The sequence below is a fragment of the Kocuria sp. APC 4018 genome (assembly GCF_030407675.1).
Lineage (GTDB): Bacteria > Actinomycetota > Actinomycetes > Actinomycetales > Micrococcaceae > Kocuria > Kocuria rhizophila.
On record NZ_JASDCY010000029.1, the window covers coordinates 19,007 to 33,381 of the forward strand.

At 68.8% G+C, this 14,375-nt stretch carries 14 protein-coding genes; 11 read left to right on the top strand and 3 right to left on the bottom strand.

Annotated features, from left to right (window positions below; genetic code table 11):
- The first annotated feature begins 29 nt into the window (after positions 1–29).
- Positions 30–1,070 (top strand): Dyp-type peroxidase, encoded by a 1,041-nt coding sequence (locus QL985_RS07005; RefSeq protein ID WP_102613630.1) that lies wholly within the window; start codon positions 30–32, stop codon positions 1,068–1,070.
- Positions 1,071–1,116: 46 nt separating this feature from the next.
- The gene (locus QL985_RS07010) at positions 1,117–1,917 is read left to right on the top strand and encodes a family 1 encapsulin nanocompartment shell protein (RefSeq protein ID WP_102613629.1); all 801 of its coding nucleotides are present in this window, start codon (positions 1,117–1,119) and stop codon (positions 1,915–1,917) included.
- A gap of 90 nt (positions 1,918–2,007) precedes the next feature.
- On the opposite strand, the gene QL985_RS07015 is transcribed toward QL985_RS07010, so the two are convergent.
- Complete coding sequence (locus QL985_RS07015; protein ID WP_144802543.1) at positions 2,008–3,894, bottom strand: FAD-binding monooxygenase; 1,887 nt, start codon at positions 3,892–3,894, stop codon at positions 2,008–2,010.
- A gap of 405 nt (positions 3,895–4,299) precedes the next feature.
- Between QL985_RS07015 and QL985_RS07020 the strand changes: the two genes are divergently transcribed.
- The 6 genes from QL985_RS07020 (at position 4,300) to QL985_RS07045 (ending at position 11,255) form a co-directional block, all read left to right on the top strand.
- Entirely contained in the window at positions 4,300–5,832 is a 1,533-nt protein-coding gene (locus QL985_RS07020) for a fumarylacetoacetate hydrolase family protein (protein ID WP_047978837.1), read from the top strand.
- 44 nt (positions 5,833–5,876) lie between these two features.
- Positions 5,877–6,566: a GntR family transcriptional regulator gene (locus QL985_RS07025; RefSeq protein ID WP_101888118.1), complete on the top strand. Its 690-nt coding sequence runs from the start codon at positions 5,877–5,879 to the stop codon at positions 6,564–6,566.
- 38 nt (positions 6,567–6,604) lie between these two features.
- Positions 6,605–8,140, top strand: coding sequence for a 5-carboxymethyl-2-hydroxymuconate semialdehyde dehydrogenase (hpaE, locus tag QL985_RS07030; RefSeq protein WP_101888117.1), 1,536 nt, complete (start codon positions 6,605–6,607; stop codon positions 8,138–8,140).
- A 131-nt stretch (positions 8,141–8,271) separates the two neighbouring features.
- Positions 8,272–9,438, top strand: a complete 1,167-nt coding sequence (gene hpaD / locus QL985_RS07035) for a 3,4-dihydroxyphenylacetate 2,3-dioxygenase (protein ID WP_101888116.1) — start codon at positions 8,272–8,274, stop codon at positions 9,436–9,438.
- A 210-nt stretch (positions 9,439–9,648) separates the two neighbouring features.
- A complete protein-coding gene (hpaH, locus tag QL985_RS07040) occupies positions 9,649–10,434 on the top strand; it encodes a 2-oxo-hept-4-ene-1,7-dioate hydratase (protein ID WP_259905853.1) in 786 nt (261 codons plus the stop codon).
- Positions 10,435–10,484: 50 nt separating this feature from the next.
- A complete protein-coding gene (locus tag QL985_RS07045; protein WP_290147692.1) occupies positions 10,485–11,255 on the top strand; it encodes an HpcH/HpaI aldolase/citrate lyase family protein in 771 nt (256 codons plus the stop codon).
- Positions 11,256–11,376: 121 nt separating this feature from the next.
- Here the strand turns inward: QL985_RS07045 and QL985_RS07050 are convergent, their stop codons facing one another.
- A complete protein-coding gene (locus tag QL985_RS07050; RefSeq protein WP_259905849.1) occupies positions 11,377–11,757 on the bottom strand; it encodes a hypothetical protein in 381 nt (126 codons plus the stop codon).
- Positions 11,757–12,269, bottom strand: a complete 513-nt coding sequence (locus QL985_RS07055; RefSeq protein ID WP_290147690.1) for a helix-turn-helix domain-containing protein — start codon at positions 12,267–12,269, stop codon at positions 11,757–11,759. Before QL985_RS07055 ends, QL985_RS07050 begins: the two co-directional genes overlap by 1 nt.
- Positions 12,270–12,422: 153 nt before the next feature.
- Between QL985_RS07055 and QL985_RS07060 the strand changes: the two genes are divergently transcribed.
- From QL985_RS07060 to QL985_RS07070, 3 genes are all read left to right on the top strand, one after another.
- A complete protein-coding gene (locus tag QL985_RS07060; protein WP_259905846.1) occupies positions 12,423–12,854 on the top strand; it encodes a cytidine deaminase in 432 nt (143 codons plus the stop codon).
- A 75-nt stretch (positions 12,855–12,929) separates the two neighbouring features.
- A complete protein-coding gene (locus tag QL985_RS07065) occupies positions 12,930–13,469 on the top strand; it encodes a hypothetical protein (RefSeq protein ID WP_259905844.1) in 540 nt (179 codons plus the stop codon).
- Positions 13,470–13,788: 319 nt separating this feature from the next.
- The gene (locus QL985_RS07070) at positions 13,789–14,328 is read left to right on the top strand and encodes a tetratricopeptide repeat protein (RefSeq protein ID WP_290147691.1); all 540 of its coding nucleotides are present in this window, start codon (positions 13,789–13,791) and stop codon (positions 14,326–14,328) included.
- Positions 14,329–14,375: the final 47 nt, after the last annotated feature.

The window sequence follows — 14,375 nt, forward strand, 5'->3', positions numbered from 1 at the left end:
CGGTAGCCCGCTCACCCCATGGAGGCACCATGCCCACTCAGAAGATCGTGGCCCCACCGGCCAAAGCCGCCATGTTCCTGGTCCTCACCGTCAACGAGGGCGCGGAGGCCCAGGTGGCGGATGTCCTGACCGGCGTTTCGGACCTCACCAAGGCGGTCTCGTTCCGTGTGCCCACGAGCAACCTGCTGTGCGTGGTGGGCATCGGGCACGACGCCTGGGGTCGGCTCTTCGACGCTCCGCTGCCCAGGAACCTGCACCCGTTCCGGGAGTTCCACGGGGAGGTGCACTCCGCACCGGCCACCCCGGGGGACATCCTCATCCACCTGCGCGCCGGCACACAGGACGTGTGCTTCGAGCTCGCCAAGCAGCTCATGAGCAGGCTGCGCCCGTACACGCAGGTGCAGGACGAGGTCCACGGCTTCAAGTTCTTCGAGGAGCGGGACCTGCTGGGCTTCGTGGACGGCACCGCCAACCCGGAGGACGAGGACGCCCAGTCGGCCGCCGTGGTGGGGGACCAGGACCCCTCCTACCGTGGGGGGAGCTACGTGCTCGTCCAGAAGTACCTGCACCGGATGGACGAGTGGGAGGCCCTGTCCACGGGTGAGCAGGAGCGGGTGATCGGGCGCTCGAAGCTCGAGGACATTGAGATGTCGGACGAGCAGAAGCCGGCGAACTCCCACGTGGCACTGAACGACCTCGACGACGTGGACGGCCACGCCCGCGAGATCATGCGGGACAACATGCCGTTCGGCGAGGTGGGCTCGGCCGAGTTCGGCACCTACTTCATCGGCTACGCCGCGGACCCCGCGGTCACCGAGACCATGCTGGAGAACATGTTCATCGGCAACCCGCCGGGCACGTACGACCGTATCCTCGACTTCTCCACGGCGGTCACGGGCGGCCTGTTCTTCGCCCCGCCCAGGTCCTTCCTGGACGACCCCACCACGGTTCCCGCCCAGGACACCTCCTCCGGTGCCGACGCCCCGGACGACGACGCTGTGCCCGCCTCCCCTGTGCCCGCCGCCTCAGCGGACGGCTCCCTGGGCATCGGCAGCCTGAAGCGACCCTGACACGAGCCGGACCCACCACACGACAACCTGATCCAAGGAGCTGACGATGAACAACCTGTACCGCGATCTCGCCCCCATATCTTCCGCAGCCTGGTCCGACATGGAGGACGAGGCCCGCAGGACCTTCCGGGCCCGCGTGGCCGCGCGCCGCGTCGTCGACATGCCGGAGCCCGCCGGAGCGGAGTTCTCCGCGCTGGGCACCGGCCACGTGAGTCGCATCGAGGCGGACACCAGCGGCGTGCAGGCGCTGCAGCGCCACGTGGTGCGCGTGGTGGAGTTGCGCGCGCCGTTCACCGTGAAGCGCTCGGACGTGGACGACGTCGAGCGCGGCGCCACGGACCCGGACTGGCAGCCCGTCAAGGACGCCGCCGTGGCCCTGGCCTCCGCCGAGGACCGTACGGTGTTCTACGGTTCGGACGCCGCGGGGATCCAGGGCATCGCGCCCGCGAGCGACAACGGCCGCGTCACCATGCCGCAGGACGTCCGCGAGTTTCCCAACGCGGTGGCGAAGGCCAAGACGGAGCTGCGGCTGGCCGGTGTGGCCGGGCCGTACAACCTGCTGCTGCCCGCGGACCTCTACACGGAGGTCACGGAGACCACCGACCACGGCTACCCGATCTACGACCACATCTCCCGCATCCTGGGCGACGGCAGCATCATCTGGGCCCCCGCGCTCGACGACGCCCTGCTGCTCTCCGCGCGCGGTGGCGACTACGAGCTGCACCTGGGTCTGGACACCGCGATCGGCTACTCCTCTCACACGGCTGAGACCGTGGACCTGTACCTTCGTGAGACCCTCACGTTCCGGGTCAACACCTCCGAGGCGAGCGTGGTCATTTCCCACTGACCCCGGTCTGCACGAACAACCCGCCGCGCACTCCCCCAAGGAGTGCGCGGCGGGTCGTTTCATCCCCGGGGGCAGCAGGGGCCCTGCGGGTCACCCCCTGCGCAGGAACCCGGCGAAGAACTCGCCCAGCTCAGCGGTGGCGTCCAGCGGCAGGACTGCGGCCACGTAGTGGTCCGGGCGGACCACCACCACGGCGCCGTCACGGCTGATGGTGCGCTGCTCGAAGATGTCGTTGCCGGGGATCGCGGCGTACACGCGCTCCCAGTAGTTCAGCTCGAACGGGCCCACCTTCGGCTTGAAGGCGCGGGGGACGGCGTTGATGTCCACCTGGTCGTAGGGTTGCTGGTAGGTGACGTCCACGTCGAAGATGGTGGCCTCGCCGTCGCCCTCGCGGCGGAACGCCACGAGCGGGGAGGTGGGGTCGTTGTGCAGCCACTCCGCGAACGCGGTGGTGGGGGAGTCCGCCCCGGCCACGGCGGCGTCGGCGTAGACGTGGATCCGCCAGCGCCCGTCCGCGGTGGCCTCGTGGCCCTGGTGCACCACCACGGCGTCGCACACGCGCTGGACCTCGGCGGACTTGAAGCGCTTGCCCACCGGGAAGCCCTTGGCGAGGTCCTGGTGCTCGGTGCCGGCCACGATCAGCGAGGGCTGGTACTCGGTCATGAACCCGGCCGGGAACTCGGCCGTCTTGACGTAGAACTCCTCCAGGTACTTGGGGTCCGGGAGCTTGTCCTGCGGGGTGGCCATGAGCGTGGACCACTCGCGGTCGAAGTCGATCAGGTTCTTGGCGATCACCTGCCGCTCCTCGGAATAGGTGTCCAGGAGGGAGGCGTCCGCGCGGCCGGAGAGCACCGCGCCGAGCTTCCAGCCCAGGTTCCAGCCGTCCTGCATGGACACGTTCATGCCCTGGCCGGCCTTCGCGGAGTGGGTGTGGCACGCGTCCCCGGCGATGAACACGCGGGGGCAGCGGGTGCCGCGGTCCTCGGTGTCGACGTCGTCGAAGTGGTCCGTGAGGCGGTGGCCCACCTCGTACACGGAGGACCACGCCACGGACTTCACGTCCACGGTGTAGGGGTGGATGATCTGGTTCGCCCGGCGGATGACCTCCTCCACCGGGGTCTTGCGGATCTCGTGGTTGTCGTCCTCGGGCACCTCGCCCAGGTCCACGTACATGCGGAACAGCAGGCCGCCCTCGCGGGGGATCAGCAGGATGGAGCCGTTCACGGAGTTGATCGCGCACTTGGTGCGGATGTCCGGGAAGTCGGTGTTGGCCAGCACGTCCATCACGCCCCACGCGTGGTTGGCGCCCTGACCCTCGAGCTTGCGGCCGATGGCCTTGCGCACGCGGGAGGCGGCGCCGTCGCAGCCGAACACGTACTTGGCGCGCACGGTGCGCTCCTCGCCCTCGCGGGGGCCGGCGGCGTAGCGCACGGTCACGGCCACGGGGTGCTCGTGGTCCTGATTGATCTCCAGACCCACGAACTCGATGCCGTAGTCCGGCTCGATCCTCCCGGGGCCGCGCTTGGCCGAGCGCAGGAAGTAGTCCATCACGCGCGCCTGGTTCACGATCATGTGCGGGAACTCGGAGACGCCGTGGGGGTCGTCCGCGGGGCGGCCCGTGCGCACGATGTTCTGCGGGTTGGTGGGGTCCGGGTTCCAGAAGCACATCTCGCGGAGCATGAACGCCTCCTGGATGATCTCCTGCGCGAAGCCGAAGGACTGGAAGGTCTCCACGCTGCGGGCCTGGATGCCGTCCGCCTGGCCGATCTCCAGGCGGCCCGGGCGGCGCTCGATGATCCGGGTGCTCACCTCCGGGTACTGGGACAGCTGGGCCGCGGCGATCACACCGGCCGGGCCGGAGCCCACGATGAGCACGTCCATGGTGTCCGGGAGGTCCTCCGGGCGGTCGATCCCGTGACCGCGCGCCTCCTCGATCCGGGGATCCTCGGAGACGTATCCGTTCTGGTGAAAGAGCATGCCTTCTCCTGCGTTCTGCGATGGTGTGGACCGGGGGCCCTGTCCGGGGCGAGCGACGGTGCCCGCGCCACGGGGAGCCGGTGGAGACCTGAGGTGTAATCCAGATCATATACGATGTGTGGCCCGCGTAACAGGGGTCACGCGCCCGCGGTTCGACGCCGCACGGCCCGCAACCGGCGGACGGGCAGTTCCAGACCGGGTTCCATGCCGTCTCAGCTCGTCTCGCCTGGCATCACCGGAGCGCGCGGTGCGTACGGGCTGGCTCGCTCTGCGCCGGCAGCAGCTGCGCACGGGACTTTCCGAGCTCCCCCGAGCACAATGGTGTGAGCGGGGCCACTTGCCCACCCCACCCGGATAATATACGATTTCGAATAACATTCTGATGATCCCGAGGAGGCCCTCGCCGTGACCGAGAACGTGCACAACGCTCAGAACCCGTCCGTCGGAACCGGTGAGGTGCGGCCCGTCCCGGTGCGTCCCGGCAAGATCATCGCCGTGCACGTGGCCTACGAGTCCCGTGCCGCCCAGCGTGGCCGCAAGCCGGCCGTGCCCTCCTACTTCATCAAGCCCGCGAGCTCCCTGGCCGGTTCCGGTGCCGCCGTGGAGCGCCCCGCCGGCACCGAGCTGCTCGCGTTCGAGGGCGAGATCGCTCTGGTGATCGGCACGCCTGCCCGGAACGTGTCCCTCGAGGACGCCTGGGGCCACGTGGCCGCCGTGACCGCCTCCAACGACTGGGGTCTCTACGACCTGCGCGCCGCGGACAAGGGCTCCAACCTGCGCAACAAGGGCCGGGACGGCTACACCTCCCTGGGCCCCTCGCTGATCGACGCCCGGGAAATCTCCCCGGAGCAGCTGCGCGTGCGCACGTGGCTCAACGGCCAGGTGGTCCAGGAGGACACCACGGCCCCGGAGAACATGATCTTCCCGCTCGCCCAGTTCGTGGCGGACCTCTCCCAGCACGTGACCCTCGAGGAGGGGGACGTGATTCTCACCGGCACCCCCGCCGGGTCCTCGGTGGCGCAGCCCGGGGACGTCGTGGAGGTGGAGGTGGACGCGCCGAACGCGGCCGGAGCGCCGTCGTCCGGCCGTCTGCTCAGCCGCGTGACCGAGGGCAGCGAGCGCTTCGACGAGGGCCTGGGCGCGATGCCCGCCGTGAACGACACCCAGCGCGAGGAGGCGTGGGGCTCGCGTGAGGCCGCGGGACTGCCCGAGCAGGGCCGGGAGCACGCGCTCAGCCCCGCCCTGCGCGCGAAGCTCGACAAGGCCCCCACTGCGGGCCTGTCCGCCCAGCTGCGCAAGCGCGGGCTGAACAACGTGGTGGTCGCGGACGTCTTCCCGCAGACCCCCGGCACCAAGCTGGTGGGCACCGCCAAGACCCTGCGCTTCGTGCCCAACCGCGAGGACCTCTTCAAGAGCCACGGCGGCGGCTACAACGCCCAGAAGCGCGCGTTCGACGCCGTGGGCGAGGGCGAGGTGATCGTGATCGAGGCGCGCGGGGAGACCGGTTCCGCGACCCTCGGGGACGTCCTCGCGCTGCGGGCCCGCCACAACGGTGCCGCCGGCGTGGTCACCGATGGCGGCGTGCGGGACTACGCGGCGGTGCAGGAGATCGGGCTGCCCGTGTTCTGCAAGGGCCCCAACCCGGCCGTGCTCGGCCGGCGGCACGTGCCGTGGGAGTCGGACGTGGCCGTGGCCTGCGGCAACGTCACGGTGCTCCCGGGTGACGTGGTCGTGGGGGACGACGACGGCGTCGTCGTGATCCCGCGCGAGCTCGCCGAGGAGGTGGCGCAGGACGCCCTGGCCAAGGAGCACGAGGACGCCTGGGTGGCCGAGCGCGTGGCCGAGGGCCACCCGGTGGACGGGCTGTTCCCGCCCACCGGCGAGTGGAAGCAGAAGTTCCAGCAGTGGCTGGCCGAGAACCCGCTGCCCTCCGAGTGACCCGCGCCTGACCTCCGAGACCCCCGAACCGAACCGAGGACCACATGCCCCTGACCGCGAACGCCGCACCCTCCAAGGCGCAGCGCGCGTACGACTGGATCAAGGCCCAGATCATGTCCCAGGCGTTCTCCCCGGGCTACCGCCTGGTGCTTGCGAGCATCGCCGAGACGCTGGGCATGTCCGTGGTGCCGGTGCGCGAGGCCATCCGGCGGCTCGAGGCCGAGGGCCTGGTGACGTTCGAGCGCAACGTGGGCGCGCGGGTGTCCATGGTCAACGGCGAGCAGTACACCTACAGCATGGAGACCCTCGCGGTCCTGGAGGGCGCGGCCACCGCGCTGTCCGCGGCGCACATCACCGCCGGGGACCTCGCCCACGCGCGGGAGCTCAACGCCTCCATGGAGGCGTCCCTGAAGAACTTCGACCCGCAGACGTTCACGGAGACCAACCACGAGTTCCACCGCGTGCTCGCGTGCCGGTGCCCCAACGAACGCCTCAACGACCTGGTCACGGTGGAGTGGGAACGCCTCAACCACCTGCGGACCTCCACGTTCTCGTTCGTCCCGGAGCGCGCCCGCGCCTCGGTGAACGAGCACCACCACATCCTCCACCTCATCGAGACCCACGCCCCGGCGGACGCCGTGGAGCGTGCCGTCCGCCAGCACCGCGCCGCGACCCTCGCCAGCTACCTCAGCAGCCGCGAGGACCGTGGCGGGGCGCAGCGGCGCACCGCGTGAGACAACCCACCGAATCCACTGATACGAGGAGTCATCCCATGGCCGCTCTGCAGGACACCAAGCCCGAGAACCTTCCCGATTCCATCCGCCACTACATCGGCGGGCAGTGGGTGGACTCGATCGACGGGGACACGTTCGACGTGCTCAACCCCGTGACCAACGAGCCCTACATCACGGCCGCCTCCGGCAAGAAGGCGGACATCGAGGCCGCCGTGGCCGCCGCCAAGAAGGCCTTCGAGGAGGGCCCGTGGCCCAAGATGCTCCCGCGCGAGCGCTCCCGGATCCTGCACAGGATCGCGGACATCGTGGAGTCCCGCGGTGACCAGCTGGCCGCCATGGAGTCCTACGACTCCGGCCTGCCCATCACCCAGGCCCTGGGCCAGGCCCGCCGCGCGGCGGAGAACTTCCGCTTCTTCGCGGACCTGATCGTCGCCCAGATCGACGACGCCTACAAGGTCCCCGGGCGCCAGGTGAACTACGTGAACCGCAAGCCCATCGGCGTGGCCGGTCTGATCACCCCGTGGAACACCCCGTTCATGCTCGAGTCCTGGAAGCTGGGCCCCGCCCTGGCCACCGGCAACTGCGTGGTGCTCAAGCCCGCGGAGTTCACCCCGCTCTCCGCGTCCCTGTGGCCGGGCATCTTCGAGGAGGCCGGTGTGCCCGCCGGTGTGTTCAACCTGGTCAACGGTTTCGGCGAGGAGGGCTACGCCGGTGACTCCCTGGTCAAGCACCCGGACGTGCCCCTGATCTCCTTCACGGGCGAGTCCCGCACGGGCCAGATCATCTTCGGCAATGCCGCCCCGTACCTCAAGGGCCTGTCCATGGAGCTGGGCGGCAAGTCCCCGGCCGTGGTCTTCGAGGACGCGGACCTGGAGGCCGCGATCAACGCCACGATCTTCGGCGTGTTCTCCCTCAACGGCGAGCGCTGCACCGCGGGCTCGCGCATCCTGGTGCAGCGCGGGATCTACGACGAGTTCGTGGAGCGCTACGCCGCGCAGGCCAAGCGGGTGAAGGTGGGTCTGCCCTCGGACCCCAGCACCGAGGTGGGCGCCCTGGTGCACCCGGAGCACTACGAGAAGGTCATGTCCTACGTGGAGATCGGCAAGCAGGAGGCCCGCCTGGTGGCCGGTGGCGGCCGCCCCGAGGGCTTCGAGACCGGCAACTACGTGGCGCCCACGGTGTTCGTGGACGTCAAGCCGGACGCCCGGATCTTCCAGGAGGAGATCTTCGGTCCGGTGGTGGCCATCACCCCGTTCGACACGGACGAGGAGGCCCTGGAGCTCGCCAACAACACCAAGTACGGCCTGGCCGCCTACATCTGGACCAGCGACCTCAAGCGTGCTCACAACTTCGCGCAGAACGTGGAGGCGGGGATGGTGTGGTTGAACTCCAACAACGTGCGCGACCTGCGCACCCCGTTCGGCGGCGTGAAGGCCTCCGGGCTGGGCCACGAGGGCGGCTACCGCTCGATCGACTTCTACACGGACCAGCAGGCCGTGCACATCAACCTGGGTGAGGTGCACAACCCGGTGTTCGGCAAGCAGGAGGACGCCGCCGCCAAGACGGACGGCTGAGCCCCGCCCACGCAGCACCCCCACGCCAGTCCCACGCCGCTCCCGCTCCGCCGCGGGCCGTCCGGTCCGCGGCGGAGCGGACGGCCACCAGAACCCCACGACCCTGTCACTCCCACCACGAAGGACACACCATGACGAATCCCGCTGATCGGACAATGACGTCCTCGGGCTTCTACGTTTCGCAGGAAGCCCCGATCACCACGGACAACCCCATCAAGACCCCGAGCGCCCCGGCACCGGACATCCTGCGCTGCGCGTACATGGAGCTCGTGGTCACGGACCTCGCGAAGTCCCGCGAGTTCTACGTGGACGTGCTGGGGCTCACGGTCACGGAGGAAGACGAGAACACCGTCTACCTGCGCTCGATCGAGGAGTTCATCCACCACAACCTGGTGCTGCGCCAGGGCCCCGTGGCCGCCGTGGCCGCGTTCTCCTACCGCGTGCGCACCCCCGAGGACCTGGACAAGGCCGTGGCCTTCTACGAGGAGCTCGGCTGCCGCGTGGAGCGCCGCGCGGAGGGCTTCACCAAGGGCATCGGCGAGTCGGTGCGCGTGGAGGATCCCCTGGGCTTCCCGTACGAGTTCTTCTACGACGTGGAGCACGTGGAGCGCCTCGCGTGGCGCTACGACCTCTACACCCCGGGCGCCCTGGTGCGCCTGGACCACTTCAACCAGGTCACCCCGGACGTGCCCCGCGCCACCAAGTTCATGCAGGATCTGGGCTTCCGCGTGACCGAGGACATCCAGGACGAGCAGGGCACGGTGTACGCCGCGTGGATGCGCCGCAAGCCCACCGTGCACGACACCGCCATGACCGGCGGCGACGGGCCCCGCATGCACCACGTGGCCTTCGCAACCCACGAGAAGCACAACATCCTGGCCATCTGCGACAAGCTTGGTGCGCTGCGCCAGTCGGACAAGATCGAGCGCGGGCCCGGCCGCCACGGCGTGTCCAACGCGTTCTACCTGTACCTGCGGGACCCGGACGGGCACCGCGTGGAGATCTACACGCAGGACTACTACACCGGTGACCCGGACAACCCCGTGGTCACGTGGGACGTCCACGACAACCAGCGCCGCGACTGGTGGGGCACCCCCGTGGTCCCCTCCTGGTACACGGAGGCCTCCCTGGTGCTGGACCTGGACGGCAACCCGCAGGAGGTCGTCTCCCGCACGGACGACTCCGAGCTCGCCGTGACCATCGGCGCGGACGGCTTCTCCTACACGCGTCCCTCCGAGGGCGAGAAGTCCATGCCGGACTGGAAGAAGGGCGAGTACAAGATGGGTCACCAGCTCTGACCCGCTCCCCCGCGCGTGAGCCGCGCCCGCCCGCCCCGGCGGCTGCGGGTGCGGCTCACGCCAACCGGACGACGACGCCGCTCGCGCCCTTCCCGGGTGAGCGGCACCCGGCCCTGCGGGGCACCCGGGTGACGGAACGCCGGGAAGCCGGCGCAGCGGCGTCGTCGTCCCCTGCGGACACGGCGCACGGACCAACCGAAAGGCAAGGACATGCTGGAGCACGAACGCGTGGTGGCCATCGCGGACGAACTGGCCGCAGCGGAGGCCAACCGCACGATGATTGAGCGGCTCACCCAGCGCTACCCGGAGATGACCGTGGAGGACTCCTACGCGGTGCAGAACGAGTGGCGCAAGCGCGCGCAGGAGTCCGGGCGGCGGCTGGTGGGCCGGAAGATCGGGCTCACCTCCAAGGTCATGCAGGAGGCCACGGGGATCACGGAACCGGACTACGGGGCGATCTTCGCGGACCAGGTCCACGAGAACGGGTCCGTGATCGAGCACGGGCAGTACTCGAACGTGCGGATCGAGGTGGAACTCGCGTTCGTGCTCAAGGACGAGCTGCGCGGGCCGCACACGAGCATCTTCGACGTGCTGCGGGCCACCGAGTACGTGGTGCCGGCGCTGGAGATCCTCAGCTCGCGGATCCAGATGGAGGGCCGCACGATCGTGGACACCATCTCGGACAACGCCGCCCTGGGCGGGATGGTCTACGGCGGCAACCCCGTGGCTCCGGACGCCGTGGACCTGCGGTGGGTGTCCGCGCTGCTGTACCGCAACGAGACCCTGGAGGACACGGGTGTGGCCGCGGCCGTGCTCAACCACCCCGCGAACGGCGTGGCGTGGCTCGCGAACAAGCTCGCGGCGCACGGGGACGCGCTGGAGGCCGGGAGCATCGTGCTTGCAGGCTCCTTCACCAAGCCCATGTGGGTGCACCCCGGGGACACCGTGCACGCGGACTACGGACAGTTGGGAGCCATCACGTGTCGCTTCGAGTGAACGACCTGATCCACGCCTTCCGCGCCGAGGATGCGGCCAACCTGCCGGGCGTGCTGCCGAGCCTCAAGGACCTCTTCGCGCTGCCGCGCACGCCGGAGGATCCGGTCACGGGCATCTTCCTGTCCTCGGGGGACCCCACGGCGGCGGAGATCTGCGCGAGCGCGGGCTTCGACTACCTCCTGGTGGACGGTGAGCACTCGCCCCTGTCCCTGGAGTCCATCCAGGCGCAGCTGCGCGCGATCGCCGGCTACCCCACCCTCTCCGTGGTGCGGGTGCCCTCCAACGATGAGGTCGTCATCAAGCAGTACCTGGACCTCGGGGTGCAGTCGCTGATCGTGCCCATGGTGGACTCCGTGGCCGAGGCGGAGGCCGCAGCCCGGTCCGTGGCGTACCCGTCCGCGGGCGTGCGCGGCGTGGGCGCCGCGCTCGCGCGTTCCGGGCGCTGGGGCGGCATCCCCGGCTACCTGCCGCGTGCTCGGGAGACCATCACCCTGGTGGTGCAGGCGGAGTCCGCGGCGGCCGTGGCGGGCATCGAGGAGATCGCCGCGGTGGACGGGGTGGACGGCGTGTTCGTGGGCCCCTCGGACCTCGCTGCCTCCATGGGGCTGATCGGGCAGCAGACCCACCCGGACGTCGTCGCCGCCGTGAAGCAGGTGATCACCGCGGTGCAGGCGGCGGGCAAGTTCGTGGGTGTCAACGCGTTCGCGCAGGACCAGGCGCGGGACTACCTCGCCGCGGGTGCGGACTTCGTGAACGTGGGCGCCGACGTCGCCCTGCTGGCCTCCGGGGCACGGAACCTGGCGGGGGCGTTCCGGGGGTAGTGGTTGGACGGTGTGGGAGTGACCAGGCGTCCCGCTGGGCCCCTCTTACGCCGTCCAGTGGCTGAGAGCGCGTCGGATTGTCCTTCCTGCCGCGTTCGTGGAGCGAACCGTCAGCGGGGCGCTACGTCGTGCGCCACAACTGGCGGCGGGCAGACCTGGCGAATTCGTGAGCACCGCACCTGTCGAGGCTCGCCAGGACGTCAGCCACGGTGAGAGCGGGGTTCCGAGTTGCGGCAGCCTGAACCCGCAGGGCCGTCATGACGCGTTCGGGGTCGAGGTCAAGATCGTCGAATGCCGCATTCATGATGTCTGCTCGAGCACGAGCCGCGCCGGACTCTTTCATGTCCGCATGGATGCTTTCCAGCGCTCGCACCGCTTCGTCCAGGATGCGCGTGCTCCAGAGGGGCCGGTAGAGGTCGGCCCCCGCAAGACACAGCAGAGTGTCCGCCTGGGCAATGGGTACCAGGACGCAGGCGTCGAGTACCGCGCTGAAGCGCGCCACTACCGGTTCTCGGCTTCAAGGTCCCGACGTGCTTCAGCGAGGGCCATCCGGTAGTCCTCCGCGTTGCGTTCGTAGAGTCCTGCCGCGGATGCCTCCGCAGTGAGCTGCTCCAGGGACTCGCGTCGCTGGGAGCGCTTCGCTTCTTGATACTCCACGATGTCCTGAAGGCGTATGCGTCGGTGGCGGCCGCCCGACGTGAACTCGTGGGGGATCTGGTTCTCGTCGAGCAGCTTGATGAGCGTGGGGCGACTGATGCCCAGGAAGTTTGCCGCTTCCTGGGTGGTGAGCATCTGGTCGACCGGAGCCACTGTGATGGCCTTGCCCACGCGCATGGACTCCGCAACATCGCGGAGGACATTGAAGGCCTCGAGGGGCAGGGGCACGGTCTGTCCATCAGGGCCGAGCAGTGCAGCAGGCTGGGAGAGCCCGTCGAGGAACTTGCTGAGATCGAGCATTTCTTCGAGATCTGCAGGGGGTAGCACCGTGTGCCGGTGATTTGTCGTTGTGGACATGGGGACAGCGTAGTGAGCGATGGAGCAAAACGAAAGATTCGAAAACCTATCCGAGCTCCCTGCGTGGCGCCCCGTCCCTGCAGGGAGCGGATGTCCGCTGAGCGGAGATGTGGAGAGACGGGACGATGTGTGTCTGCCGCCTAGAGTCAGAACATGGATGGTGAACAGCTGAACCGTACGGTCGACGCATGTCGAGCCCTCATCGAAGCCCGCTTCCCGCAGGGTGACGAGCGCGGAGCAGCCGCGATGCTGCTCGACGACGGGACTGTTCTCACCGGCACGGCGCCAGATGCGGTGAACCCGGCGGTAGAGGTGTGCCACGAGATCGAGCCCTACGCCGCAGCGTTCCGGCTCGACGAGGAGATCGTGGCCTCTGTGTGCTTACACCGGGACGAGAAGGGCAGGTTCCTGGTCCTCAGCCCGTGCGGCGTGTGCCGGGAGCGGCTGGCCGTTCACGGACCCGACGTGCTGGTCGGCGTCGCCGGGCGCGAGAACCCCACGCGGGTCGTGTGGAAGCCGTTGCGCGAGGTGCTGCCGGACTACTGGATGACCGTGTTTCCGGGTGAAGTTACCGGCGGCTGGTGATGAGTACTGTCCACCGGGCGCAGGCATCGAGACCTGCGCTGAGAAGACCGTAGATCGCCAAATGGATTGCCGGGAATGAAGACTTCCAGTGCTTTTGCCGCGTTGGTGACCGTACTTGTCCTGGCGTGTGGCTTCGTTGTCGTCGTGCCGCGATCGCCGGGCGGGTACGTGGGGCTGGTGACCGCCGGGACCTTTGGGGCGGGCGTGTTCTACGGGCGTCCCACCCAGCGGCTGCTCGCCCACCAGTGGCGACGAACAGCTCTGGGGTCCTCGATGATTCGCTGGACCAGGCCACGTTCACTGGCCCGAGTGCTGGACCGGGTGGGGTGGAACCGGCAGGTACGTCGCCCCATCAGGTCCTTCGCCGACCTTGATCCGTTCAGGGCTGATGCCGCCGGGTCACTGGTCAGTCATGCCGTGTCGCTTGCGATCCATCTGCTGGCCGCAGCAGCTCTCACGGTCTCCGCCCATCCCTGGTGGGCCATAGGGTGCTTGGGTTTGGGTCTGGTGGTCCACGGGTGGCCGTGCCTGCTTCAGATTGAGGTGCTGGTACGACTGGATGAACTCCGCGCCAAAGCGCGAACACGCGGCCGGGGAGGGGGACTCCTCTACTAGCTGTTGAGGATCATGACGTTGTGGTCTCTGGGGCGGAACTTCACGCATGTGAATAACGCAAACGAAAATTATCCAGACCGAGTAACGGCTCTTCCGTGCACGACGGTCGGTCATCCCCGACACAGCTGGGAGACCCAGGGCATGAGTCGTCATGAAACCCTCACGTGCCTGGCCGAACACCTGTGCGCCGTTGCACCGGATCGTCCTGCGCTGGTGGCCATTGACGGATTTGACGGAGCGGGAAAGACGGTCCTTGCGCAGGAGTTGGTGGCACTGGTGTTGGCCCGAGGCGCGCGACCGGCCATCAACGTCAGCATCGATGGCTTCCATCACCCTCGCGCTCAGCGGTATGCAACTGGGCGAGGCCCTGAAAGCTTCTATCGTGCTTCCTATGACTATGAAGCGTTTCGTCGCTGTGTCGTCACACCGCTTCGAACGGGCCACGCCATCATCCCGGCAGCCCCGGATCGTTGCGGCGCGCGACCGCAGCAACATGCAACCCACCATCGAGGCGCTGGAACCCCTCTACCAAGCGCATCCGGAGAACCCGCGTGTGCTGTACGAGATCGGGGGTGCCTACGACACGGACGGCCAGGAAGAAAAGGTGGCCAACTTCTACGGGCGGGCTCTCGCCCACGGTCTCAGTGGTGACCTCTTACGCCGTTGCTACCTGCAGTACGGTTCGACCTTGCGAAACATCGGCCGCGTGGAGGAGTCACTGGCCGTGTTCAGAACGGCCCGGCAGACCTTCCCTGATTCGCCCTCGCTGGCGACCTTCCAGGCCGTGACGATGCATGCGGCAGGCCGCCCCAAAGATGCCATCGCGACCGGGACTGCCGCACCGATAGGTGACCTCTGATCTGGCTTGCCCACTGGGCGGCCTGGAAGGATGTGCACCATGCCCGC

Bases quoted from the DNA above. Each gene is read 5' to 3' on its own strand.
- hpaD (WP_101888116.1), top strand. From the start codon at position 8,272: ATGACGAATCCCGCTGATCGGACAATGACGTCCTCGGGCTTCTACGTT.
- hpaE (WP_101888117.1), top strand. From the start codon at position 6,605: ATGGCCGCTCTGCAGGACACCAAGCCCGAGAACCTTCCCGATTCCATC.
- QL985_RS07010 (WP_102613629.1), top strand. From the start codon at position 1,117: ATGAACAACCTGTACCGCGATCTCGCCCCCATATCTTCCGCAGCCTGG.
- QL985_RS07060 (WP_259905846.1), top strand. From the start codon at position 12,423: ATGGATGGTGAACAGCTGAACCGTACGGTCGACGCATGTCGAGCCCTC.
- QL985_RS07070 (WP_290147691.1), top strand. From the start codon at position 13,789: ATGGCTTCCATCACCCTCGCGCTCAGCGGTATGCAACTGGGCGAGGCC.
- QL985_RS07005 (WP_102613630.1), top strand. From the start codon at position 30: ATGCCCACTCAGAAGATCGTGGCCCCACCGGCCAAAGCCGCCATGTTC.
- hpaH (WP_259905853.1), top strand. From the start codon at position 9,649: ATGCTGGAGCACGAACGCGTGGTGGCCATCGCGGACGAACTGGCCGCA.
- QL985_RS07015 (WP_144802543.1), bottom strand. From the start codon at position 3,894: ATGCTCTTTCACCAGAACGGATACGTCTCCGAGGATCCCCGGATCGAG.
- QL985_RS07055 (WP_290147690.1), bottom strand. From the start codon at position 12,269: ATGTCCACAACGACAAATCACCGGCACACGGTGCTACCCCCTGCAGAT.
- QL985_RS07025 (WP_101888118.1), top strand. From the start codon at position 5,877: ATGCCCCTGACCGCGAACGCCGCACCCTCCAAGGCGCAGCGCGCGTAC.
- QL985_RS07065 (WP_259905844.1), top strand. From the start codon at position 12,930: ATGAAGACTTCCAGTGCTTTTGCCGCGTTGGTGACCGTACTTGTCCTG.